The sequence below is a fragment of the Acinetobacter sp. yr461 genome (assembly GCF_900110445.1).
In the GTDB taxonomy this organism is placed as follows: Bacteria; Pseudomonadota; Gammaproteobacteria; order Pseudomonadales; family Moraxellaceae; genus Acinetobacter; species Acinetobacter calcoaceticus.
Genome location: NZ_FODU01000001.1, coordinates 614493 through 639822, shown reverse-complemented (window position 1 = coordinate 639822; position 25330 = coordinate 614493). Strand labels below are relative to the sequence as shown.

At 36.3% G+C, this 25330-nt stretch carries 27 protein-coding genes; 11 read left to right on the top strand and 16 right to left on the bottom strand.

The window, feature by feature from the left end:
• The first annotated feature begins 313 nt into the window (after positions 1-313).
• Positions 314-1366, top strand: coding sequence for an AraC family transcriptional regulator (locus tag BMW38_RS03200; protein ID WP_092705787.1), 1053 nt, complete (start codon positions 314-316; stop codon positions 1364-1366).
• 68 nt (positions 1367-1434) lie between these two features.
• Here BMW38_RS03200 and BMW38_RS03195 read toward each other — a convergent pair whose 3' ends face one another.
• The 5 genes from BMW38_RS03195 to BMW38_RS03175 are packed head-to-tail and all read right to left on the bottom strand — an operon-like array spanning position 1435 to position 6324.
• Positions 1435-2382 carry a SphA family protein gene (locus BMW38_RS03195; RefSeq protein WP_092705786.1) on the bottom strand — a complete coding sequence of 316 codons (948 nt, stop codon included), beginning with the start codon at positions 2380-2382 and terminating at the stop codon, positions 1435-1437.
• A 53-nt stretch (positions 2383-2435) separates the two neighbouring features.
• Positions 2436-2966: a flavin reductase family protein gene (locus tag BMW38_RS03190; RefSeq protein ID WP_017390674.1), complete on the bottom strand. Its 531-nt coding sequence runs from the start codon at positions 2964-2966 to the stop codon at positions 2436-2438.
• Positions 2967-2993: 27 nt separating this feature from the next.
• Complete coding sequence (locus BMW38_RS03185; RefSeq protein ID WP_213031090.1) at positions 2994-4232, bottom strand: styrene monooxygenase/indole monooxygenase family protein; 1239 nt, start codon at positions 4230-4232, stop codon at positions 2994-2996.
• Positions 4233-4275: 43 nt separating this feature from the next.
• Positions 4276-5061, bottom strand: a complete 786-nt coding sequence (locus BMW38_RS03180; RefSeq protein WP_092705784.1) for an SDR family oxidoreductase — start codon at positions 5059-5061, stop codon at positions 4276-4278.
• A 12-nt stretch (positions 5062-5073) separates the two neighbouring features.
• On the bottom strand, positions 5074-6324 hold the full coding sequence (locus tag BMW38_RS03175) for a dienelactone hydrolase family protein (RefSeq protein WP_092705783.1): 1251 nt from the start codon (positions 6322-6324) through the stop codon (positions 5074-5076).
• A gap of 329 nt (positions 6325-6653) precedes the next feature.
• Between BMW38_RS03175 and BMW38_RS03170 the strand changes: the two genes are divergently transcribed.
• Positions 6654-7907 (top strand): OprD family outer membrane porin, encoded by a 1254-nt coding sequence (locus tag BMW38_RS03170; protein WP_092705782.1) that lies wholly within the window; start codon positions 6654-6656, stop codon positions 7905-7907.
• Between the two features lie 17 nt (positions 7908-7924).
• Positions 7925-9268, top strand: coding sequence for an MFS transporter (locus BMW38_RS03165; protein WP_092705781.1), 1344 nt, complete (start codon positions 7925-7927; stop codon positions 9266-9268).
• A 72-nt stretch (positions 9269-9340) separates the two neighbouring features.
• Here the strand turns inward: BMW38_RS03165 and BMW38_RS03160 are convergent, their stop codons facing one another.
• The 5 genes from BMW38_RS03160 to BMW38_RS03140 form a co-directional block, all read right to left on the bottom strand.
• On the bottom strand, positions 9341-10327 hold the full coding sequence (locus BMW38_RS03160) for an AraC family transcriptional regulator (RefSeq protein WP_005047199.1): 987 nt from the start codon (positions 10325-10327) through the stop codon (positions 9341-9343).
• A gap of 325 nt (positions 10328-10652) precedes the next feature.
• Complete coding sequence (locus tag BMW38_RS03155) at positions 10653-11438, bottom strand: 3-hydroxybutyrate dehydrogenase (protein ID WP_092705780.1); 786 nt, start codon at positions 11436-11438, stop codon at positions 10653-10655.
• Between the two features lie 33 nt (positions 11439-11471).
• Entirely contained in the window at positions 11472-12893 is a 1422-nt protein-coding gene (locus tag BMW38_RS03150) for a GntP family permease (RefSeq protein WP_213031089.1), read from the bottom strand.
• A gap of 390 nt (positions 12894-13283) precedes the next feature.
• The gene (locus BMW38_RS03145) at positions 13284-14087 is read right to left on the bottom strand and encodes a BRO-N domain-containing protein (protein ID WP_092705779.1); all 804 of its coding nucleotides are present in this window, start codon (positions 14085-14087) and stop codon (positions 13284-13286) included.
• A gap of 68 nt (positions 14088-14155) precedes the next feature.
• Positions 14156-14311 carry an Arc family DNA-binding protein gene (locus BMW38_RS03140; protein WP_092705778.1) on the bottom strand — a complete coding sequence of 52 codons (156 nt, stop codon included), beginning with the start codon at positions 14309-14311 and terminating at the stop codon, positions 14156-14158.
• 108 nt (positions 14312-14419) lie between these two features.
• On the opposite strand from BMW38_RS03140, the gene BMW38_RS03135 reads away from it, so the two are divergent.
• Both BMW38_RS03135 and BMW38_RS03130 read left to right on the top strand, forming a co-directional pair.
• On the top strand, positions 14420-14869 hold the full coding sequence (locus BMW38_RS03135) for an Arc family DNA-binding protein (RefSeq protein ID WP_092705777.1): 450 nt from the start codon (positions 14420-14422) through the stop codon (positions 14867-14869).
• A 69-nt stretch (positions 14870-14938) separates the two neighbouring features.
• Entirely contained in the window at positions 14939-15271 is a 333-nt protein-coding gene (locus tag BMW38_RS03130) for a hypothetical protein (protein WP_092705776.1), read from the top strand.
• 44 nt (positions 15272-15315) lie between these two features.
• Here the strand turns inward: BMW38_RS03130 and BMW38_RS03125 are convergent, their stop codons facing one another.
• Both BMW38_RS03125 and BMW38_RS03120 read right to left on the bottom strand, forming a co-directional pair.
• Positions 15316-15804: a hypothetical protein gene (locus BMW38_RS03125; protein WP_092705775.1), complete on the bottom strand. Its 489-nt coding sequence runs from the start codon at positions 15802-15804 to the stop codon at positions 15316-15318.
• Between the two features lie 10 nt (positions 15805-15814).
• On the bottom strand, positions 15815-16258 hold the full coding sequence (locus BMW38_RS03120) for an Sbal_3080 family lipoprotein (RefSeq protein WP_092705774.1): 444 nt from the start codon (positions 16256-16258) through the stop codon (positions 15815-15817).
• Between the two features lie 258 nt (positions 16259-16516).
• Here BMW38_RS03120 and BMW38_RS03115 point away from each other — a divergent pair, with 258 nt between their 5' ends.
• Positions 16517-16891 (top strand): hypothetical protein, encoded by a 375-nt coding sequence (locus BMW38_RS03115; protein ID WP_092705773.1) that lies wholly within the window; start codon positions 16517-16519, stop codon positions 16889-16891.
• A 36-nt stretch (positions 16892-16927) separates the two neighbouring features.
• Here BMW38_RS03115 and BMW38_RS03110 read toward each other — a convergent pair whose 3' ends face one another.
• The 4 genes from BMW38_RS03110 to BMW38_RS03095 form a co-directional block, all read right to left on the bottom strand.
• A complete protein-coding gene (locus BMW38_RS03110) occupies positions 16928-17302 on the bottom strand; it encodes a hypothetical protein (protein ID WP_092705772.1) in 375 nt (124 codons plus the stop codon).
• A gap of 443 nt (positions 17303-17745) precedes the next feature.
• Positions 17746-17973, bottom strand: a complete 228-nt coding sequence (locus BMW38_RS03105; RefSeq protein WP_092705771.1) for a hypothetical protein — start codon at positions 17971-17973, stop codon at positions 17746-17748.
• 83 nt (positions 17974-18056) lie between these two features.
• Positions 18057-20189 carry a TonB-dependent siderophore receptor gene (locus BMW38_RS03100; RefSeq protein WP_244524331.1) on the bottom strand — a complete coding sequence of 711 codons (2133 nt, stop codon included), beginning with the start codon at positions 20187-20189 and terminating at the stop codon, positions 18057-18059.
• 354 nt (positions 20190-20543) lie between these two features.
• The gene (locus BMW38_RS03095) at positions 20544-21245 is read right to left on the bottom strand and encodes a hypothetical protein (RefSeq protein ID WP_092705769.1); all 702 of its coding nucleotides are present in this window, start codon (positions 21243-21245) and stop codon (positions 20544-20546) included.
• 72 nt (positions 21246-21317) lie between these two features.
• On the opposite strand from BMW38_RS03095, the gene BMW38_RS03090 reads away from it, so the two are divergent.
• The 5 genes from BMW38_RS03090 (at position 21318) to BMW38_RS03070 (ending at position 25229) form a co-directional block, all read left to right on the top strand.
• Entirely contained in the window at positions 21318-21671 is a 354-nt protein-coding gene (locus tag BMW38_RS03090; RefSeq protein ID WP_092705768.1) for a hypothetical protein, read from the top strand.
• Between the two features lie 2 nt (positions 21672-21673).
• The gene (locus tag BMW38_RS03085; RefSeq protein ID WP_092705767.1) at positions 21674-22681 is read left to right on the top strand and encodes a hypothetical protein; all 1008 of its coding nucleotides are present in this window, start codon (positions 21674-21676) and stop codon (positions 22679-22681) included.
• Between the two features lie 3 nt (positions 22682-22684).
• Positions 22685-23104 (top strand): hypothetical protein, encoded by a 420-nt coding sequence (locus BMW38_RS03080; protein WP_092705766.1) that lies wholly within the window; start codon positions 22685-22687, stop codon positions 23102-23104.
• Between the two features lie 383 nt (positions 23105-23487).
• Positions 23488-23979: a hypothetical protein gene (locus tag BMW38_RS03075; protein WP_092705765.1), complete on the top strand. Its 492-nt coding sequence runs from the start codon at positions 23488-23490 to the stop codon at positions 23977-23979.
• Positions 23976-25229: a S1 family peptidase gene (locus BMW38_RS03070; protein ID WP_092705764.1), complete on the top strand. Its 1254-nt coding sequence runs from the start codon at positions 23976-23978 to the stop codon at positions 25227-25229. The genes BMW38_RS03075 and BMW38_RS03070 overlap by 4 nt, the downstream gene beginning before the upstream one ends.
• The last annotated feature ends 101 nt before the right edge of the window (positions 25230-25330 follow it).

Sequence of the window (25330 nt, the reverse complement as noted above, 5' to 3'; positions counted from 1 at the left end):
TGACCGGCGCACTCGGATTTGCTATAAATTTTGATAGATCTTAAGGAATAAGATCATGATGAGATTAAGTTATAGCACCTTTTATATCCCTCTATTCTCTTTCTCGAATTTATCAAATTGATGGACTAGATCCGAACTAAAAATTTGAGAAAATCACATTAATTAGCGGTTAAATTGGTCTGTATTTTGCTTATATCTCATTGTAATTTGCGAGTAACTTAATTTTTTAAGTGCCGTATTTACTTGCTGCATAGTGAAGTTTTAAAGCTTCTGCAACACAAGTAAATACAGGAGTGAGCCAGAAGGGATAAATATGAACCAAGCCAACTCCCCAGAACTCAGTGGACGTCATTTTCAAAATGAGTCTATCTTTACCAATCATAATTTGGTGTTTGATCATCACGATTTAAGCGAAACCTGCCGAAATGTTGGGCAAATTTTTAAACCGCATGATCTTAAAATCTCTCATCAGAAGCGAGATTTCAGTGCAACCATGCACCATGTTAAAACAGGTGCCCTGTCTATTAGTCGCTTGGAATATGGTGCGGATGTCATTATTGAACCAGATCATCTTGATAACTTTTATTTAATTCAAATTCCAACCCAAGGCTACGCAGAAATCGAGTTTGGTTCACAAAAGTTTATTTCTTATTCTCAAGTTGCTTCTCTTATTTCTCCCCAGCAATCTTTACGTATGCGCTGGCATGCGAACTCACCACAGCTCATTCTAAAAGTTTCAAAGGATGATTTTACTTACCATTGCCGTCAGCACATTGCTGATTCAGAAAACAACTTACTCGTTTTTGACCCCAAATTAGACTTTGCTACCCAAAGTGGAGCCTATTTTTTACAACTCGTTAGAACATTGATGGATGCTTTAGCATGCGAACAACATCCACTCCATCACCCTCTAGCCTTTAAACAATTTGAGTCAAACCTGTTTAATGCACTCATTTATGGTCAACCTAATAATGCATTACACAAAATTGATCATTATAAAGAAAAAACGGTCTCTCCTTATTTCGTGAAACGCACAGAAGCCTATATTAAAGAACATTTACATGAGCCGCTTAATGTCGAAATTTTGGCTGAACATGCTGGTGTCAGTGTTCGAACGTTATTTACCGGTTTTAAGAATTATTTGGGGACCACTCCAATGTCTTATCTAAAAGAATTACGTTTTGAACAAGCTCATTTAGAACTCATGCACAATGAAAATCTATCAGTCACAGACGTTGCATTTAAATGGGGATTTACCCATTTAGGCCGTTTTTCTCAAGAGTACAAACGTCGTTATGGTGAGTTACCTTCTTCTACTCGCCGCTCTGGTCCAAGTGAAGGCTTAATTACTTCAATTTTTTCTTAAACCCAAAATAGATAAAAGCCTTTTATATTTATTGATATAAAAGGCTGTTTTTATAAAATTTTTATAGATTAGAAATGGTGAACATAGCGAACTTGCAGGCGTGTTCCCTCTGGGCGATTTTCAGCATCTTGCTCAAAATAAGCATTTGCGACCAGATGATCATTTTTAGAAAAACTATACATCGCGCCCGGGCCAATTGCCCAGACTTGCTCACGTCTACCTTTGACTTTTTCACCATCAACTTCAGTATCTGTAACTTGTTTTAGCCAATAGCCATTTAGTCCTAAACGGAACTGTTCGGTAATAGCATAATCCATTGCAAAGTTTGCATGAATTGCTTGCCCTGCCTGCATATCATTTGCACCTGCAAACGTATAGCTTGGGTCATCATTTTTAAAGTTATAGAGATAATGGATACGTGTTGAAGCTGTCCATTTAGGATTAAACCAATATGTTGCAGCCCAATAAGGATCAAATGAAACAGCGTTATTACTTGGGTTGATATCTTTTTGCTGGTCGTATTCCCCAGTAGGTAAATTCACCTGAAACTCAAAACGATGCACAAACCTCGGCCCTTGTGCGCCCATGACTGGATCGAACTGAATAAACGGCCCAATCATAATGTCCCCAAAGCCACTTTGGGCTTTAATTGCAGCATTATTCAAGCCGTCATCCATGTCCATTTTGCTGACAAAGGGAATTAAAAAATTCATACCTAGACTGGCTTTATCTTTTACTCGGACATTCGATAAATAACTGATTTGCTCAACCAGTACTTGATAATTTAAATCAGTTTTAGGTAAACCAAGCTTTTGCCCATCGCGATCAACCAGTTTATTACTATCGTAATTTTGAAAGTAGGTTTGAGCATACCAGCCGGGGCCTGCGGGTAATCCGCCATCGAGAAAGCTGGTCATACCTAAGTTTACGGTCGGTAAATCATATGCATGTGTAACCAAAGGCAAACCCAACAATGTCCCTGCTAAAAAGCCATGTTTAATTAAAGTGCTTTTCATCTTCTTATTTCCTATAAAAAAATCACGACCGGATTGATCGTGATTGTGGTGAATTAATGTGCTAATTCTGGATGCTCTGCGGCAATCCGATACTTTCCTGCGTGGAATACCAATGGTTCACCTTGGCGTTGTTGGTACTGTTCAATTTGACCAATAAAAATCAGGTGATCTCCGCCTTCATACTGATTGATATTGCGGCAAACCAAGGTTGCGAGTGCATCGGTCAAAATTGGAACGCCCGCATTGCATTGTTGATGAGCAACACCTGCAAATTTATCTTCAGCACCTCGAGCGAAATGTCCAGAAAGCTGATGATGCTCTTGTGCCAACATATGAATGGCAAAATATTCAGCTTCTACAAAATCAGACAAACTTGGAGCTGTTTTTGAAAGACTCCACAAAATTAATGGCGGATCTAAAGACAGTGAGGAAAATGAATTGGCTGTCATTCCTATTTTGCGACCATCCTTACCACGTGTGGTAATCACAGTGACGCCAGTTGCAAATTGCCCAAGCAAGTTACGGATTTCTCTTGGGTTTTCAGCATTGATGGTTTGTAAGCCTTGAGTTTCAATTGTGTCCATTTTCATATCTCCCTTTGATATATAACCTTAGGCAACTTTTGCTGGAGCTTTTGAAGCCATGAATGCTTGAGCCTGATCGGCATCAAACCACCAAGGGGCAAAAGCACGCGGGTCATCAAAGTTATTGGCCATAATGGAAGCAATGCTCTGGTTCTGGCTTGCAGCTGCTAATAGCTCAACAACATGGGGTTGCGGTGGTACTAACAGGCTATTGGTCCAAGCCACCACTTTTTCTGCATAAGCCCAATAACGTTCAAAGGTTTGAACCATCCATTGTTCGCTAAAGCTTTGATTATCATTGGCTAAAATGGCGTCAAAATAGATTTTGCTACATTTAGCAGCGTTGTTTGAGCCTTGACCAGTAATTGGATCATTGACCACTAAGGCATCTGCCATACCAAAAATTTTCTTGCCAGACGGCAATGTTAAAACTGGTTTGCGTACGGTCGGTGGGAAACGCCCTGCCAAATAACCACCTGCATCGGTTAACTCAACATTTGCGCAACGTTCATATTCCCAAGGCACAAATTTCTTGAGTAAGTCCAAACTGCATTGCAGATGCTGTTCAGGTGTTTTGACATCTTGCCAGCACTCCATTGGCCCGTTTGGAATACCTTCAAACACCATAATGTCGCAAGGACCATTTACGGTGAGTGCCGGAAATGAAAAGTATTCACCAACTTCGGGAATAATGTTAAAAGTCACACGTGAGTATGGAGAAATCGGCTTCATACTTTTGACATAAGTCAAAGCCAGAGCGCGCTGCGGTTTATCAAAAACACTACGTGCATCATCACGTTCAAACTGTTTAACGACTTCACCTTTACCAGCCGCGAGTAATACAAGCTCGTAGTCGTTTGCGAGTTGTTCTAATTCTTCAATACCCACATCTTGAATGACCAAGCGACCGCCACGGCGTTCAAATTCTTCCATCCAATATGGCATTTTGACGCGTTGATCGACCGATTGAGCGTAGCGCTCAAGACGAGCACTCCATTCAAATGCTTTATCACCATTTTCAGGATTGACTAAAGCCAGCCCAATGCCTTCTACCGCTGGACATTGTTCTTCCCAAAAATTTAGTCCCAAGTCACGTTCAGTTTGTAAAGCGGTATGAAACATACACTGGCTTGACATGACTTTACCTTGACGGATTTCATCGGCAGTTCGGTTGGTGATCATTGTCACGTCGTAACCTGTATCTAATAAGCCCAAACCAAGCTGTAAACCAGACTGTCCTGCTCCAACAATTGCAATACGGCGCATAATCTTCTCCATAATTTTCTAAATGTGCTTTTAAAACGCTGTGCTATTCGGCTAAACGTGGAATAGCGGGCTGTGATCCTTCAGGGCCCATCACGGAATATCCACCGTCGACCGCATAATTTGCTCCGGTGACGAAACTTGCAGCGGGTGACAATAAAAACAAAACAACATTGGCGACTTCTTCGGGATGACCCAATCGGCCTAGCAAGTGATAATCGGCTGCCACGCTATCGGCTTTTTCACGGTTATTGCCACTGACTTCTGCAATTACACGAGACCATGTCCAACCCGGTGAGACAGAGTTAACGCGAATACCATCGACGGCAAAATCCATTGCCATACTTTGTGTGAGTTGACGTATCGCTGCTTTTGAAACTGGATATAACCAGCGCCCTGTTTGTGCCACTTTGGCTGAAATGGAAGTGAAGTTAACGATTGAACCTTGCTGCTTTTTTAAGTCATTGTAAAAAGCACGGCTCAGCTCAACTGTAGAGACCAAATTAATATCGAGTGCTTGTAACCAGTCCTGACGTGAAGATTTAAAACCGTCATCTAAATATGTACATGCTAGATTGACCAAGTAACTTACTTCGCCTAAATGTTGGTGAATATCTGCCACAGCTTGTTGAATAGCCGCATTACTGGTTAAGTCGGTTTGAATAAACATCACATCATGGTTAAAGCTTTCTGCAATTGCCTTACCTTTGGCATCAATATCTAGAATAGCGACATGAGCACCTGCACTAACTAAGGCTTGCACAACTGCTTTACCAATCAGTGTTGCACCACCGCTCACAATAGCGACTTTTCCTTTTAAATCTATATTCATTGCAGCTACTCCTTAATTGATTGGCTTGCTTTCACTACTTGACCAAGACGGCATCAAAGTATTTGAAGGAAGATCTTCATCAAGAAGTTTTCGGGCTGTCTCTACACCTGCAACTGGTAAGCCTGTCGGGTCTAATAAGCCAATTTGAACGAGCACTGATGCTTGATCCCAATAAATATGCTCATGGCAAAGCTTTGACCCTCTAAACTGGATCACACCCAACATTGGAATTTCGACATATTTACCAGTCGGTTTTACACCCGGTAGTAACCAATCAATTTCAGCGTCGTGTGTAAAGCTCATAATGAACTCGTCTACCACTTGCGTTGAGCCAACGGTACGAGAGATCGAGGTGATCTTCATATCTTTCGGGTTTTGATGAACAAAATGGTACTGATAAAAACGGGCAAGCTGGCTTTGCCCCACACCGCCAGTCAACGTTGGAATGTGGTTCACATAAGGTTCTGCGACCATCGTTGCCATGGTTGCTGGTACGTCACGCGTATCAAACTCATGACGAATATGCTCTTCCCATAGCGCAACTAGGTCATATTTCGGCCCAATCGTGTCATGTAGAGCTGTTACTGTGCGCTCGTGAGCAAAACGTGCTGAAGGTTTGTGGTAATGATTGCTTTTTGGGCGTGCAAAAGCATGATCAACACCTTCGTAAATAAAGGCTTGTACGTTTGAATATTGGTTGGCTGCATCGACAATTGCTTGTCTCGTATCTGGCGGTGTAAATTGATCCAGTTCTGCAATATGTAAGACCAAACGTCCTTTTACGTTGGCTAACTCATCCAACGCTTTGTCGATGCCTACGCCGTAATAACCTACGGCACATGCCACTTCCGAAAGTCGACAGCCTGCAAGATATGCAAGCTTTCCGCCTAAGCAATAGCCCACTACAGCAAGGCCTGTAGTTGTGTCGCATTCTGGTCGAGTCTTTAAAAAAGATAAGCTGTCTTGAATATCTTCAACACCAAGGTTTTCGTCATATTGCTGATAAAGTTCAAAAGCTTTTTGAAAATCTTCTGGTGTATAACTCAGTTCAATATTAGGTGCTACACGCCAAAATAAATCAGGAACTAAAACCGTATAGCCTTCTTCTGCAAGAAAATCTGCCTTTTCCCGCATGGCTGCATTCACCCCAAAGATTTCCTGACAAAGCACCACTCCAGGTCCTTTTCCTGTTTCTGGTGTTGCTAGATATGCACTGAACTGCTTTCCAGATGCTGTTTTAATTTGAACGGTTTGACCAGCCATAGTGTCAACTCCTAACATTGTTATGGCTTTATCTTCTATCCGAATATTTTTTTAGACTGTCCAAAAGCTGCAAGCACTATCCAATCTCTGCGCAATTATCAAAATTCATCAAACTGGGTAAAACACTAAAAATAAGAAAACTAATAAATTTCATAACTTTAAATAAAAAAATAAAATTAATACTTTTTATCTAATTTGGAAAAAATGGATGAAGATTAGGACTTATTGGATAGTGACTACTGGCTAAAAATAGTTCAATCAAAGTCATGTAATTAGTTTGATTACATAAGAAAAGCTCAGTCATTTTTCTAAATTAAGGCACTTTATTTATGCATCGACCAAAGCCAATTTATGGACACAACAAAACGTTAATGCTCATCAACATTTTATGTTGTAGTGCATTTTCTACTCAGGCTTATTCAGCGGATGAAGAATGGAAATTTACATTAAAAAATGCATATATAGATAGAAACTATGACAATTCCGCTGTGAAAGACACGGGTAGCTGGTCGCAATCAGTTTCTCTATTTTATAACTCCAATATGCATGACACGCCGTTAGAAATTGGCGGCACTCCGATTCAAATTGGCGCAAATGCTTCAGCACAATATGCGGTTCGTCTAAGCCAAGATAAACATGTTGCAGATACGGTATTGCCTTTTGATAAAGAGACTCAGTCCCAAGCACCCGATTATTTAAAATATGGTGCGACATTAAAGTTAGGCTATAACAAGACGCTACTAAGCATTGGTGAATTATGGCTTGATTTACCCGTAACCACTGTAGATGCAAGCCGACAACTCCTGACGTCTTATTGGGGAACCAACCTTAAGTCTCAATTGAGCGATAAGCTTTTTGCTGAAATTGGTCGAATCGAAAAAGTATCGCCACGAAATGAAGAAGATTTTCATCGCTTTTCTTTTACTTCAAAAGGCGTGACTGGCTACTCTGATGGCCTTAACTACATAGACCTGCGCTATCAAATCACCCCTACTTTGAAAGGCGAATATTACTTCGGAAATATGGAAGATTTATACAATAAGCATTATGTGGGAATGGACCACATATGGAAGAATTCCAATTTTTCGATCAATTCAAAATTTAAATATTTCAATGCAAAAGATAATGGAAATCTTTTCGACATCGATGCGCAAAATGTAGGTTTATTAGAAACGCTCAAAGTAAAAAATCACAGCTTTGGTTTGGGTTATCAACAAATTATTGGCGAGTCTGCCTACCCGCTACCTGATGGTTTCTTGCCTGAAACTTATTTTATTAACTGGAATACGACCGGTTTCTTCAAACAAGATGAAAAGTCTTATCACTTCATCTATGGCTATGACTTTAAAGAGTATGTACCCGGTTTAAATACAACTTTGAAGTATGTATATGGCGATCACTTTAAAACAGCCGATGGCTTAAAAAACAAAGAAAGTGAAGCAAACGTTATTGTCAATTATGCCCTTCAACAGCCTTTTCTCAAAGGTCTAGCTCTTCAGTACATCTTTATCAATTACGACGTTAAGCATGGAAACGATTTTTCAGAAAACCGTTTCTTTGTTAATTACAGCAGAAAATTTTAATGAGTTAAGGAATACATATGAAAACGATAGATGCAAATTCGGTAATCAACCGCGAAAAACTGTCCCCCTTACAGTGGATGGTTTTTATACTCGGCTTTTTTGTCTTCTTCTGTGATGGCTTAGACACAGGAATTATTGGTTTTATTGCTCCTGCCTTACTTGATGACTGGGGAATTACCAAGCCTCAGCTTGCGCCGGTTTTAAGCGCCGCTTTAGTCGGCATGTCAATCGGAGCCATCATTTCGGGGCCTTTGTCCGATAAGTTTGGGCGTAAAGGCGTCATTGTTTTTACGAGCCTATTATTTTCAATATTTACGATTTTGTGTGGTTTTGCCGACTCGACCCAAGATCTCATGATTTACCGATTTATTACAGGTGTGGGTTTAGGCGCAGCCATGCCAAACATCAGTACCATTGTCTCTGAATATATGCCTGTAAAACGTAAAGCATTCCTAACAGGTCTTGCTGGCTGTGGTTTTATGCTGGGTATTTCTTGTGGCGGTGTATTGTCAGCTTATCTGTTAGAAAGTTATGGCTGGGCTAAAGTGATTATTATTGGTGGAAGTATTCCCCTAATTTTAGTGGTTGCCTTATTGCTTAAATTACCTGAATCAACTCAATACTTAATTACGCGCCAACAACAAGATAAAGCACAACGAATTTTAGAAGATATTCAAGGGCATCCATTCCAAGAACCAGTAAAACTTGTCTTGGCTCAAACAGAAACAGCATCAGAGGAAAATCCGGTTAAAATCGTTTTAGGAAAATACCTTTGGGGTTCAAGCATGCTTTGGTTATGCTGCTTTACCAGCCTATTGGTGTTTTATCTTTTAACAAGCTGGATGCCAACAATTTTAAAAACTGCTGGTTTTACGACACAACAATTTAGTTTAATTGCAGCTATTTTCCCTTTTGGTGGTGTGATTGGTGCAACCATTATGGGTTGGTACATGGATAAACTGAACCCAACCACAGTCATTAAATACTCTTATTTAATTGCTTTTGGGCTATTCATTGTTGCAGGTCTGGTAAGCTCAAATATTTTCTTATTGGGTATTACCATTTTCTTAATTGGTGCATTACTTGCTGGTGCTCAATCTTCATTACTGCCACTTGCAGCTATTTTCTATCCCGCGGTGTGCCGCGCGGTTGGCGTTTCGTGGATGCATGGTATTGGTCGTATCGGTGCAATTTTAGGTGCTTTCTTTGGCTCACTCATTTTCACGTTTAACTTAAGTTTAAGCGGTATATTCTTTATTCTTGCTTTACCAACCTTCATTTCATTTATTGCTCTTAGTCTTAAAGTCATTTATGAAAAATCTAAAAGTAAGCAAGTATTGAATCTTGAAAATAGTATTTAAAATATATAGATAAATAAAAGACCTGATTGGGTTAATTCAATCAGGTCTTTTATTGCTTAAAAGATTAAATATTTAAAAAATTTTGCCCTTCGTTTCACTTGGTTTTTCACCAAACTCTTCGCGATATTCTTGAGAAAAACGACTTAAATGATTAAACCCCCAGTCATAAGCAAGCTTAGAAATAGATACTTTTCTATCAGCACCTGTTGTACTCAAAATCTTATAAATTTGTTGTAGACGATACTTTTTCAAATAGGACATTGGGCTTGTACCGTAGTACTGCTGAAACTCGTCATACAACTTGGATTTTGAAACCCCCGCTAGACGTTGCAAATCTTCTGCACAGATTTCTTCATGGGCGTGTTCAATAATGAAATTCCGCACCTTTCGGATATAGGCTGGTTCATCCTGATGCGAAAGTAACTTTAAACTTTCGGAATAATTATTTTCTTGAGATAAAAGTAAGGCTTTAATTACAAAATTTTCATAGTCTTCAGACAGCATCTGCAAACCATAAAAATTGCTATATTGTGATTTTAACTGTAAAAAATTCTGAATATTTTTCCACCATGCACCAATCAGTTGCTCCGAGTCCAGATGCATTTCTGGATTAAAAATGATGGGGGCATCTATCGGTTTATTCAGTAGATCTGCAAGAACAATTTGCATGCTTCGTTCTGGAATAACCACCTGAAATTTTCGACAATCTTTATCAATAATCAAATCTTGCTGATCGTTATTTGAAACAATAAGCCCTCTGTTTTCATCCGACTGATAATGAGCGCCGCGAATGTTGAGAGCTTGTCTTCCTTGTATCGGTAAGCTAATGCTATAAGCTTTTAAATTTGAGATGTTAATGGCAACATTTGCACCATAACTGATTGTGCCAATTGCCATCTTTTTATTAGGCAGGCGCATACCGTCATAGTGAAAATCGAGCGTGTCTTTGTAAATAGTATCTAGACGGTGTTCACCACAAATTGTGGACATCAAATTCTGCGCAAATTCAGCTTTGCGTGAATAATGATTGAGTTCCGTCTGTTGGCTGAGTGATATCATATCCTTTTCACCTAGCTAAATAACTTATTGCTAAAAAAGCAACTTGTATGCCAATTAATATCCTTTAATTGACGAATTTTCCTGAAAAATATCTAATCAAGAAAGAGAGTAAAGATTACTTTCTCACACTCTATTAAATTTTAAAATTGGAAATAAGTTAAATACCTTTAAAGTATAATTTCATACCTTAACAAACTTATTTTATTAGATTTTTATAAGCAACTATAGTAGAGATAAATCATCGTTTTGAACACTAAACTTACATATTTTATTATTTATAAAAAACCGCCTATTAAAAAATAAGCGGCTTTTAAAAAACTCTACATTATTGTGCGGTATAGCCACCGTCCATGACCACAGCCTGACCTGTTACCCCACCTGCTTTGTCACTCGCAAGGAAAATTGCATAATTAGCAATTTCTTCAACAGATAACAAACGTTTTTGAGGAACCATTGCCAGAATTACATCTTCAAGTGCGCTGTCTAAACTCACATTACGGGTTTTAGCCAAATCTGCAATTTGACCACGAACCAATGGTGTGTCTACATAACCTGGGCAGAGTGCATTGACTGTAATGCCATCTCTTGCACATTCTAATGCGGCAACTTTTGTCAGACCAATTAAACCATGTTTAGCACTGTTATAACCTGCTTTACCTGCAAAGCCAATCAAGCCATTAATTGAAGCCATATTAATAATACGACCCGATTTCTGAGCTTTCATAATTGGAAAAACATGTTTAATGCCAATAAATGAACCAGTGAGCATGACCTGAACTAGCTTTTGAAAAACAGCCGTTGGAAACTCTTCAATAGGTGCAACATGTTGGAAACCAGCATTATTAATTAAGATATCTACTGTACCAAAAGTCTGCTGAGTCAGTTCAATCGCTTGTTTATAAGCATCTTCATCAGTCACATCACATGGTGCAGATAGTACTTCAAAACCTTGCTCTTTGAGCAGCTTTGCTGTTTCTTGGCACTTTTCAGCATTCATATCAGAAATAACAACTTTTGCACCTTCTTGAGCAAATTTCTTAGCAATCTCTAGACCGATACCACTTGCAGAACCTGTAATAAAAGCGACCTTACCGTCTAAAAGTTTTGTCATCTATTTACTCCTTAATACTTATAACGGGCTGATTTAAACAATACCTGTTACGGTAAAGACCGTAATGACCACAAAAACCGCTAATGTTTTAATTACTGTGACTGCAAAAATATCTTTATACGACTGTTTATGGGTTAAACCTGTAACAGCGAGTAAAGTAATAACAGCACCATTATGCGGAAGCGTATCCATACCACCCGATGCCATCGCAACTACACGATGCATGACTTCTGGCGGAATACCTGCTACTAAAATCGCGGCGTTATAATGTTCAGCCATCGCACTTAAAGCGATACTCATACCACCAGAAGCTGAACCAGTAATACCCGCTAAAACCGTTGTGGTTACCGCACCGTTTACCAATGGGTTCGTGAAGGTACTACTCATTGCGTGGCTAATCATGGCAAAGCCCGGTAATGACGCAATAATTGCACCAAAGCCATACTCAGAAGCTGTATTCATCACTGCTAAAAGTGAGCCACCAATACTGGCATTAATGCCCTCTTTAAAGTTGGTAACTACACGTTGGTAGTCAAATAAAATTGCAGCAATAATTCCGACAATAAGTGCTAAACCAACAGCCCAGATTGCCCCAGTTTTTGCAACATCAACGGTGTAATCGGCTAAACCTACAGTGGCAAAATCAAAGCCATTTGGATACCACTCTTTAATTGCCTTAGACAAATACTTGTTCATTACTGCAACAAGAATGAGAGGTACAAATGCTAAAAACTGACGAGCTGTACTTCCATTATTTTGCATAGATATATCGGCTTCAATTTCTTGAGACGACGTATTGTCTACTCCAAAACCAGAAAAGCCTTCACCCGCTTTTGCAGCAGCACGACGGCGCCACTCCAAATAAGCTAAACCTGCACATAAAACAAAAATAGCGCCAATAATCCCTAAAAATGGGGCGGCATAAATATTGGTACCAAAGAACGTGGTTGGAATAACGTTCTGGATTTGCGGCGTACCCGGTAAGGCATCCATGGTAAATGTAAATGCACCAAGCGCAATGGTTCCCGGAATTAAGCGTTTTGGAATATTAGCTTGTCTAAAAAGCTGGTTTGCAAAAGGATAAATTGCAAATACTGCAACAAATAAGCTGACACCGCTATAGGTTAAAATTGCACCTAATAACACAACGGTTAAAATTGCTTTTTTTGCCCCAATCCATCTCACAATAGTTCGAGCGATAGACTCAGCAATTCCTGACATTTCAACAACTTTACCGAAAATTGCCCCTAGCAAAAATACAAGAAAATAATCTTTAATAAAGTTCACCATTTTGGGCATAAAAACACCCGAATAAAACGGCAAAACATTGGCTGGGTTAATGAGTAAAACTGCAAGTAAGGCACAAATTGGTGCCATGAGAATGACGGAAAAACCCTTGTAAGCTGTGTACATTAACAGCCCAAGCGAAAGTAGAATTACAAATAATTCCCACATATATTCTTTCTCCATAAAGAATAAATATTTTAGAAATTCCATATCTATTTGATTAATTTTAAGTTTATTAGATTTATTTCGATGTCCTGCAAAATAAATGCAAAATTCCTGCAAAACAGTTAAATCTAATAATCATTTTACTGACACAAATGACAACATCTATTTTGAAGTTTTCTATAAAGATTTCTTTTTTAAGATGTTGTAATTTTCATGTAAATAACCTTCTAGACATTACATCTATTGGAATCATTTTTGTACTGATATTTGACAGGAATTACAAAAGCATAAAAATATTATTTTTCTAGTTTTTATATGCTCATTACATAAAAAAGCCCTCCGAAGAGAGCTCTTAAAGACGCGGGTTCAACTCCCGTCATCTCCACTGAACTATTAGTTTCTATTTAGCAAATGATAACGATCCATTGGTGGTAAATGCCAAGGATGAGTATCTATGCGTTTATGTAGCTCGGCTCTCTTATCTTTTTCAATAAATGACCAAGCGACAAAGCCTCCATCATTAAAATAATCATGGATTGCTGCGGCCATATGCGGATTAATACCTCTTACCGCAGGGCCAAATTGTCTCCACCACCCGCTTAGCCAAGCTAGGTATATAGCCATGGCTCTAACATTGCTATCTAATCCTGTATTACCGTTTTTATTGCTCATAAGAGCAATGAGGTGGTGAACATATTCAACCGCTACAGGAATCTGATCAAAAGAAATTTCATCTATGCCTTCTACACCAAAACGCTGGTGCACCAGTTTGTAGGCATCAGAGAAGTTCAGGTTTTTAGTTTTGGCCACTAGTAAGTGAATGGCATCGTTAAGTGATACACGTTCAGATTTGTGAGTTTTATGTTTTGGTTGAACTTCCCGATCTAGAATATCTAAAACCCATTTACGGAATTCTTTAGCAATCGCAGTTTTTGCGAACATAGCAATAAGATGGCAACCTCGAAGTGAAAAAACTCTTATAGATTGCAAACCACCATTTGTTTTCATTTCTACTAACCGAGTCATATTTGTAGAAAACTCTTCAATATTTCGATTAAACAGTTTAATTACAGCCGTTTCAGGATTTGCGTATCTTAAGGCTAACCCAATTTGGGTTGCCCCTATCCACACCTGCCCATCCTCTATAGAAATTGGGTATAAGTTCACTTCATTAAATGTTAATGCTAGACTTGTCATATCTGATTTCCTAACCGAGTTGGATAGAAGCCCCTAGTCCGCCAAGATTCAGGGGCTTCATTGTTTTTCTATTTAATGATTTTAGGCTGATCTTTTAGCCACTCTTCGATAATGAAATTTAATTGAGCTGTTAATGAACGTCTGCTTTGTTCAGCATTCTTTTTTAGCTCGTCAATCAATTCGCAAGGCATACGAACATTTAATTGTTTATCGTTTCTAGCCATATAGTGTTCCGTTTTGTGATATCACGGTGATAATACTATTACGGTGCTAATATTGAAGTCAAGCACGGTACTAGCATATTCTTATAAAAATTTTTGGACTTCACTTTGATGGCTAGAACAGATCCTCAATTTAATTTACGTGTTCCACAAGAACTCAAACAACAAGTTGAAGATGCGGCTAAAGAAAGCGGTAGATCAATAAATGCTGAAGCAGTACATCGTCTAGAAGAGAGTTTTTTACCGGCGACTAATTTTAGCAACAACCAAGCTGATGTCAGAATAATCCCGTTAAAAGATGGTAAAAAGCGTGTCATTTATGGGAAATTGTTGAATACACTTGATTTGGATTACACACAGGGACTTTCAAGTCTTCGTGATGATATCCATCTATCTCTGGAAGTTTTGAGTAACTCTTCTTTCTGGAATTCATTGAAGTTTTTTAATAAAGATGTTCTGGTTTATAAAGGCAACAATCATATTGATGTTGTAGATAATGGTAAAAAAAGTCTTGGTTGGCTGATTGTTGAAGATCATTATGTACATAAGGATAAGGAATGATGGGGAACCGGATATCCTCTACTTTAAGAAAACTAATTAAAATGTCGAAAACATAAAAAGAGAGAAATCATGCAAAAAATTGAATTTAACAAGATATTTATTGAGGATATTGCCTCTTTCCAGAAAGATAATTTATTGAATTCTAATTTTAAATTAACTGTGGTACCTCGAAATTATAATGGGCTAACTTGTGATAGCGCTTTATACGATATAGTAATTGGTGTTGCGGCCGGAGCATCATATGATGTGCTTAAAACCCTTGCAACATGGCTTATCAACTCATATAAAGCAAGTAAAATTAAAAAGTTTACAATCAATAATGAAACTGAAGTTGAAGTATCAAACTTAGAGGTTGATGAGTTAATTAAAGAAATTCATAATAATTTAAAAAAAGCACCCTAAGGTGCTTTTTTACTAGCTAATGAACTTGCTAGTTGTCCTTTTGATTATATTTTATTTAGCTCATTACCTACTCTGGCTGAATAATAAATATTCATATCACCCCCTAAGAAAGAAACAGTTATTTCAGTTTTATCCTTCGTTATCCAACGTTTTTCTTGTCCAATACTCATATTATTCGTTGATTTTTCTTCGCCATATTTCATACGGAATGCTTCAACCATTTTTTTATAAACAAGTGCCTGATTTTCTGAATCCTTTGCTTTTAAGGTAACTTGTATTAGTTTGGCATCTTTAAAATAGAAAAATGCATCAAATTTGAAATTATTAATATCATAGTCTGACAACTCTAATAATCTTAGCGCACCATCCCCTAATGTTGTTCCATCAGTTGGCTGAACACTCTGAGCTTTAGGAAAGTTTTTCTTAATTTGAGCAACACTCATTCCTTTCTCTGCTTTTTGCCAAATAATTTGACAAAAGGTAGAAGTTGAGACCATCACACTTATAATAAAGGTAAAAACAATCTTTTTCATTTTAGATAACTCACTTCGATGGTACTTTATTTAATAACTGATCAACCAACTCATTAATCTTCGTTTCAGTACTACGCCATTTATTTGGGGCTAACCCACCATTTCCACGTAATCTAAAAGAAGCTTCGGAAACTTGTCTGCCATTCTGTAAAAGATTGAATTGAGCAGCAACCATATATGGAGCCATATCCCAAGAACGAGTAGCTGTATAGTTCAAAGTCGTCTGACAAAGACTTAAGTTATCAGTATCCTTATAAGTTTTCGCATCAATATTATAGCGTTTGAAACTTCGCTCGATGACTTGATTAAAATCCTTGATGACAACTTTCGGGTTATCAACAATACAAACATGGCGAATAGACTCTGGATTGAAACCAGTAGCATTATTAACTTGAATTGATGTACACCCACCTAAAGCCAATCCAATTGAACTAGTGATTAATATTTTCTTCATGAATTTTCAATGATTTTTATAAAGTTCACATAATCTAACAAACTGGTTACTAATTGTCACATGGTAAATTTTAATGTAATCTTTTAAAAATAACTTAATATTTTAAACGGATATAAACAATGGAAATAGAAGATTAAGCTGATTAGTAGATCAAGATCATTATGTACGTATATCAAAAACGTGATGAAAGCTATCTTTGGTTAGTTTTTGAGGATGAAGCTGATTTGTAATCTTAAGTTTTTTTAAACGGAGAAAAAAATGTTAACTGACCAAGAAATTCAACAAGCAATTAATAAAATTTCTAAAAATCCTAACAATCTACATGAACATCCTGATTGTGTAAGAATTGCATATACGTGGCTTGATGCTCAGAAAAAAATCCAAACTCAATGTCGCCATTCATATCCTATTAAACATTATATCGAGAGATGGGCTGGAAGATATGTAAGTGAAAGTGATGTAGAGATTGCAGCCTATCTTCACCCTGAAATAAAAGGTAGTTACCCTAATTATAATATCAGTAGCAATTTAACTGAACCACAGCGATCTCGCCTTACAGTAATACCCGAAGCGATGACTCAGCTTAATTACCATCAAAGCCATGATCCCAAAAAATATAAAAATCATGAATAATAAAAAAGCACCTTTAGGTGCTTTTTTATTATGTGATTAAGGGTTATTAGCATACCAATCATCAGTTGTTTGTATGCAATGCTGGCAACGCATATCTTGCTCTAAATAGGCCCCTAATAAAGTTTCTTCATCAATAAAACCATCCCCTATACATGAGGATGAACCATCTTCATGATCTCCAATCATTCCATCACAGTGAACCCTATGAATTAAGGGTTTAATTGCTTTTTCATAATGAAAAATCTGGCTAGTACTCATTTGAGAAAAATTATTTACATCAGCTAACAAAAAATGTGCTACACCAATGCTAGCATCTGAATTAAGATTATTCTCTTCTGCAAGTTCAATAATTAATTCTTCTTCATTATCGATAATGTGCTGTAATACACTAATTTGATTTTGACTTAACATAATAAATTCCTTATTTTACTCTTCTGAAATATGCTTTTCGCATAACCCAGACTCTTTCCCATATGAAGAATCATAATTTAATTTTGTAAAATATATTATTTAAATACTCTTAACTATATCTTTACAAAATCACATAATAATAAGATCAGGCTTACATGGAGTCAATCGAGATTATATATAATTCCTTTCATTATTTTTTTAAAAATTCTAGTCCTTTCTCTTTAAGACTCACTTGCTTATAGAAACATAACAAACTCAAAATAGTAGGCCTATCACTATAAGAATTTTATAATTTAACATCATAATGAAGTGGGTGAAGTAATCAAGAAAAAACAGAGTAATTCAGCCCTCCTAAGAGAGCTTTTAAAGACGCGGGTTCAACTCCCGCCATCGCAATAAAATAAGTGACTAATGTAATACTACTTTATATTTAATTTCTAAAATTAGATTGAACTTATATTTTCTACTCTATAGGTTTTCCCAGTCAGCATACTCAGAAATACATAGCGTTCGTTCGGTAATATACGTTCATCTCCGATGACAATATATTCAATATAATTTAATCTTTTTAGTGGTGTAGATATCTTTTTTGCAATCCACTTATAGATATATGCATTCACATATAACTCCATCCCGCTTTCATCTTTAACTTTAACTCGAAATTCTTCCATGATGTCCCTCAGCTAATTACCTTTATAAAACTTGATAAGGGCCTATATGAAAAGCCCCTATCAATTCAAAACCAGCTGTACTTTTAGAAACTGTAAGTCATAGAAGCGATATACGTTCGAGGATCACCATAGGTATTGTTAGATACATTCACACGGTATTCTTCATCAGTTAAATTATTAACATTTAAACCAAGGCTTATATCTTTAGTAGCTTGATACTTTGCCATTAAATCAACCACAGTAAAGGAACCTTGCTTATTGGCATCATAAGCTGCTCCAGTTAGGGAAGAGTCAACAATCTCACTTTGCCATCTAATACCACCACCGACTTTTAAACGTTGCTCTAAAACTGGTAGTTGGTATGTTGTATAGAGCTTAAATTGCTGTTCTGGCATATCTAATCCAGTTCTATTCCCTTGGGCTTTTGTCTTCACCTGCGTATAGCCAGCATGTAGATTCCAGTCAGGTAAAATTTCTCCACTTGCCTCTAATTCGAAACCACGTGTTTTAGCTCCACTTATCCCAGTGTAATATGTTTCATCTTTATGATCGCCGGAAGTAAATGTTCCCGCTTTTAGAGCAACATTATCAAGTTTTGACTCAAAATAAGCTGCTGTAAGATTTAGCTTGTCATCATAAAAAGAAGACTTTAAACCACCTTCATAACTGATCCCTTCTATTGGATCTAAAACCCTATAATTGATGTCTCGAGAAGATTGAGGCATATAAATATTGGTGTAGCTCGCGTAGGCTGTAACAAATGGATTAATGTCATATGTTATTCCAGCATAAGGCGTTACGGCATTTTTTGAGTAATCAGCTGTCAACTTATCCGCGCTAATGTCTTTAAACTCATAACCTAGACCTCTAGCCCCAACAATGATATTTAACTTATCAAGTGGATTAAATCTTGTGGCCATGTAATAACCATATTGGCTAATATCTGTTTTATTACGAGTACCATTACTTGTGTATAGCCCAGCAGGAACTTCAATATTCCCATTCCATGTGTCAAGATTAACCCACTGGGTGCCTGATTTTCGGCCGTAATTTGGGTCATCAGATTGTACGTTTTGATAACTTGCACCTACCATTAACTGATGTTCACGCCCAAACAATTGATATGGTCCTACTGCTGAGAGATCAACGCCATGCATTTCAGGCTTTAATTCCTGATAACCAGCTGTAACTGAACCTGTATTATTTAAATAGTTTGCTGTAGATCCAGCAGCACTTCCGACCACGGCATATACAGCATCGGTATCTTGCGTGAGATAATTATAATTACCCTGTACTTTCCATCCGTTATTGAATCGATGTTCTAATTCCACAAAAGCATTTAATGTATCTACATCACTGTATGCCCATCTTGCGGCAGCATTATCTTCACGGGTACGTGTACTTGCTACGCCATTACTATAATTAGTAAAACCATGTACCGTTAAACCGTTTGATTTAGCACGTTGAAATAGTGCCCCCACATTTAATGTAGTATTTTCCCCTAAATCTGCACCAAGCGTGCTATAAAATAATGCAGACTGTGAGTCTCCCCAATTCATAAAAGAATCGTAATTATTATAAGATAGTACAGTTCTTCCTCGGATCGTCCCTGAATCATTTAAAGGACTTTGCACATCAACGGTAGTACGGTAACCAGCCCATTTATCATCAAAAGCTGAAGTACTAATATTTACATTTCCTTTAGCTACATTTGAATCTGCTAGTTTACGTCTCAAATTAATTGAGGCACTTGGATTACCAATACCAGAGCTTAATCCTGTCGCCCCTTTAACAACTGTTATATTCTCATATATAGCAGGATCTAAAGTACTTAAAGACATTCCTGTACGTCCACTTGTAACAGGTGCAGACACTACGCCATCAATAAGAAAGTTATTTATTTTTGATCCTCGAGCATAGTAACTCGCATATTCCCCACCAGTCCCCACAGCACCAGTTGCCCCATATCGTTGCTGATAGATACCTGGTGTCTGGTCTAATACTTCACCTAGTGTTTTTAATTGCTGGTCTTGAATTTGTTCAGCTGTGATTACGCTAACGGACTGGGGTGTTTCCTTTAAGGAAAGATCCAACTTTGTAGCAGCAGACGATTTTTTAACGGTATAACCATTTTGATCCTGTTCAGAAGCTTTTAATTTGATTGTAGGCAAAACAACTTCTGCATGCAGGAGAGTGCCAGTACTGGCCAGCAGCATAATTGAAGATATTGCTATAACTAGTTTCTTTTGTTGTGTGTTTAACATACCACTTTCCATGGAGAACAAAAACACAACAATGTTAAACTAAACGATAATCATTATCACTATTTTTTAAATAAAATACATGTTCTATTCATCGGATATTTAATTCTCAGCTAAGCCCAACACCCATATAGAAAAACTGTTCTTGGCTAGGATTTCACTCACAGATTTCAATGTAACATTGGCCTTGCAGATATTCAGCACTCGAACTAATAGCCTCTCTCCTTCTCTCCCACATTTGGCCAAATAATTCTTAGAGCTAAAAATAATTTAGTTAATCTTGATCTGGTTAGACCAATTAGCAAAACGTTAGACATTTGAAGTGGTTAAAAAATTATTCTCAATATGAATAGCAAAGCTACATCCAGTCTCACATGATTGTAAATACAGATCAAAAGACGGTGTAACACTAGTATCTATGGAGGCTTGTTTCGCAAAAATAGTCTTTAAATTCTCTATATAGTAACTAATGAAATGCCCCTCACTTTCAAAACTATTTAGGCTTCTTAAATTTCGCTGGAAGTCTTGTAATAATGCTAAATCGGAAGGAATATTTAAACAGCACACCTCTATGGTCCATTCTTTAATTTCATTAACTTGAGCTCTTAAATGTTCGCGGCCACCAAGTTTAAATGTCTCAAAAAATGGCTGTATAGGTATTGTATATAATGAGGTTCCATATCCATTAAATATTGAAAATATAAGCGTATTATTAAAAATAAACTCTTTTGGAACCCCTTCAGATAATCTCCTTTCTATTTCCATTTGAATCGCATTTATTTGTTCAATTTTTTGTTCTTGTTCTGTTAAATTTTCAAAATAATTCATTATACGACTTATCAATAAACTGTCCCCTGTGCCTGTAATAGCACCACGGCACCATAACTTTATTTTAGCCTCATCATCATGAGAAATTCTTAATAATCTGGAATTTAAATCATAAATCATAGCTCTTTTATCGGCTGCGATTAGTATGCAGTCTCCCAAATGAGCCGAAATAATCATTGTCATTGCTGTATTTTTTGAGTTTTCTGAAGGTATGTTATTCTAGCCTCATAATTTTTAATTAGAGAATAAAAAAATATGGCGGGTGGTTCGCGTATTGTAATTAATGATAAAGGTATTACTGTAATAACGGGAGGTAAATTTGAGGTTAAAGCTGGTCAACATATATTCAAGTCGGGTGAACAAGTTGTTAGCCATATCCCTACGTTACCTGAAGTAAATAGTGGCTTATTCAATGTTAGCGTTCAACTTATAGATGGTGAAAATATACCTCATCGAAATAAAGCATATTTTGCGGTAACAGAATCTGGCAAATTGATTGAAGGAACAACTAATTCAGAAGGTTATACTTCACCTATTTATACTGAACAACAAGAAAACATTAGTTTCCATTTAGTTGATAAATATACAAACCTTGAAGATGATAAGTAATAATGTCAAAAGCCTACGCAAGATTAAGAATCAAAGAAAGCAAGAATATATTAAATTTTAGTAAGTTTAGTGTTGTAGCTACCTTTGTAACTAGTAAGGGGCGAGTTGGTGCAACCAGAAAACTGCCAATTCAATCAAATGGTTTGGGTAGTGAAGCATTTTTTGAGTTAAATGAACAAGAAGATGGGGCAAAAACAACGGTTTCTTTTAAGATATTTTTGCCATCGGGAACTGAATATAATCCTCAAATTAAAATTTATGGTCATACATATACAAAAGAAGCCAATTCAAAACCATTAATAACTGAATATCAACTTAAACTATTTCAAGATAAAACCGAAAGAGAAGATAAGCATAAAGTTCAAAATCGAACTGTACCAACTACCTATCCTGTACCTGAAGGTTTAAGGATGGTTGCTTATTTGAGGAATGAAATTAAAACAGCTGGCGCTAAAAATGGCATAGATCCTCAGATCGTTGCATCTATTGTATTTGAAGAAAAAATGCATGGTGTATGGGCTTATAGAAAGAACCTCTTATCCTTTTATCTTAATCTAGGTGAAGTCTATCCTCATAACAGCTATGGCTTTGGAGAGATGCAAGTAGGATTAGCAGCAGAGTTGATGAATATTGATAAAAGGAATCCAGATTGGCTCTATGAAACTTTTGTTGTGATCTGTACAGATGCAACTGTAGCTATGGATTTAGTAGCAAAAAATGTGGTCCGTGGTGGAAACATATTAGGACGGAAATTAACATTGCAAGAGTCAACAGTTTTTTATAATGCTGGTGAAAAGGCTTTAAGAAGTTGGATAAAGGGAGAAATTCCAAAAGAAAGGCTTGAAAAAGCTGTCTATGCTCGATCATGGAAATGGCAAGAAGCTATAAAATTAGCTCTAAATGGTGATGTAATAGCAATTCCAGATGGATGCCAAGGAACTTGCCGAGCAGATCCAGAACTACAAGTTGAAACATGGAAATTTGATCCATCATTAAAATTGAGTTTGTAAATTATGATTAGATATGTAGCCATATTATTTTTATTCTTATCAGGTATAGGCGGATATACGATAGATAATTTTGGGCAAGATTTATGTATTAATGAATATATTGCTATAGGCACTATTACCTATTTTAAAGAGTTAAATGGGGTTTCAGCTAATGATCCATCAATGTTAGGGATGTGTGGCTTATTATCGATCATCGTTTCAATAATTTTAATTTTTATAAGAAATAAGTATTTTTATACTGTTATTTCTCTAGTTCTATTATTAGCTGAATTAATACTACTAAACATGATGGAAACTGTATCTTATAAGGAGATTATTTATGATTCCATCACCAAGTGTTCTAACTATTCAACACTTGGATGGTTTTTATTCCAAGCTATGTTCTTAATTTTTAGTGCTATTTATATTTTCAAAAGTAAATAAAAAAGAATTTTAAATAATTAAGGGGCGAAAAGCCCCTTTTTTATTAGTTATCTTAGCCTCGGGTTTTGATTAAATTATCAAAAAATTCACTATGGGATGTGATACGCCATGGAAATTCATAAAACTCTGTAAGAGGTTCAATTACCCTTGTTTTGAGAGTAGTTTTTTTATAAAAAAATATTTTCAGTAACTTATAAAATAATAGTCTGTAATTACAGTAGGTATAAAAATCATATAATTTTAAAATATAAAAAACAAATGGTTATAAGTTTTTTACCAATTGATACAAAAAAGGCTTCCATAAATAAACAAAAACAAGATAAGAATATAGATTATAAAATCACTATGTAACTATTTTTAGCTTGAGAAACGAATTACCTCTTATGAAAAAGAATATTATTTTACTTTCAGCTTCATTATTAATTATCACACTAAATGGATGTGATTTTAAGAATTATAAATCGGAAAATTTAGAAAGAGAAAAAACATCCTCTGTAATAAATAAAAATCAAAAAAACCAACAAGATTCGTTATTTATAGCTTCATTTCCTAATACTCAAATTATTGATAATGTATTTTTCCTTGATAAAGAAGTGCCTATAAAAATACAAGTTAAAGATAATTGTCTGTCAGTCCACTTAGAGGATGATAGCAATAAAGATTATTTATTAATTTTAAATAAAAAACAAAAAGTTATTTACAACTCAAATGGAGGTTTAGAAGCAATTCAAGACACTAAAACGAATAAAACAATTAAGTTAAATACGAAAGCAGGCATTGGAGGTGTCTCTTTTGAAAGCTCAAAAGTAAAATTTAATATTAATCCCCCAGAAAATTGCCCGAATGAATATATTATTTTAGGAGATTTCCTTTGAAAACGTTAAGTAATAAAATAACATTATTTTTAATGAGTGGATTATTTGCTACTTGTACTTATGCAAATCCTTCTATTTCTTCTGTTGAAAAGAAATACAAACTTAGTAAATCGGAAGCAAAAAAGAGAATCGATTTACAAGAAAAAGTAATAGCTTTATCTGAGAAATTAAATCAGATGAATGATCCAAATTACGCGGATATGTATATACAGCATGTTCCTGTATATAAAATTATAGTGATGTTTTCCGACAATAAGGATCGCTTTGATTTTTTAAAATCATTAGATCCTGAGATAAGACAATTTGTTCAGGTCAAACAAGTGAAAAAATCTCGTAATGAGACCAATAAAAAATTAGATGAAATTAACCAATTATTTACTACTTCTAATATTCCTTTTTCATCTGTGTATGATCTTGAAAAACAAAAGTTCTTAGTAACTGTAGAAAACAATAGCAATTTACAAACTCTGCAAAGATTATTTACGTCGAAACAAAATCTACTTTCCAGTCCAGATGAAATTTCCTTTAACATTGGAAACATTCCTAAAATACAAGCTGCTCCAACGGGCGTACAACCTGGCGATAGATTATATGGTGGTAATCCTGTTTGGAGTAGCGCTGGTGCTACTGGTTATAGATGTACTTTAGGCTATGCTGTTAGTTATATTTCAGGAGGCGTATCAAAAAAAGGAATTTTAACAGCCGGTCATTGTGATAATGCATATTTTGCCAATATGGGTAATCATGATGTGCTTCTATATAGCCCTATTATTGAAAAGCCTCATCAAGTACAAGATGGTATTGCAGATAAGTATGACTATCAGATTTGGGAAACCACAGGTCTAGTTGTTGATAATAAAATCCAATATAAAGATTTAAATGGTATTCCTGAGTTTCCTGCCTCTGGAATACTAAACTTAACTTCAATTACTACTTTCCTCAACCAAAAAAAAGGTATGTTTGTTTGTAAATCAGGAGCAGTAACAGGAATTACATGTGGTGAAATTTTAAATGGAAATGCAACGCATGACGGTGTTGCTGGATGGATTCAAGTTGGAAATAGTAGTCAGGCTAATATAAGTACAGGCGGTGATAGCGGTGGACCATGGTTCATATATCCTGGCTCCTCTTCTAACATTTCTGGTGTGGGTATTCACACAGCAGGTTCAGATAATCCTGATATAGCTATTTATATGCCTATTGATTATATTGATGATCATATTTCATCTGTAAACACAATTAAGCAATAATTATTTCAAACTAAATCTCGATAATTATGCATGTTTTAACTTGCCTAAAAAAAGCCCTCATTAGAGGGCTTTCAAACCAATATCTACACTAACATTGCTAT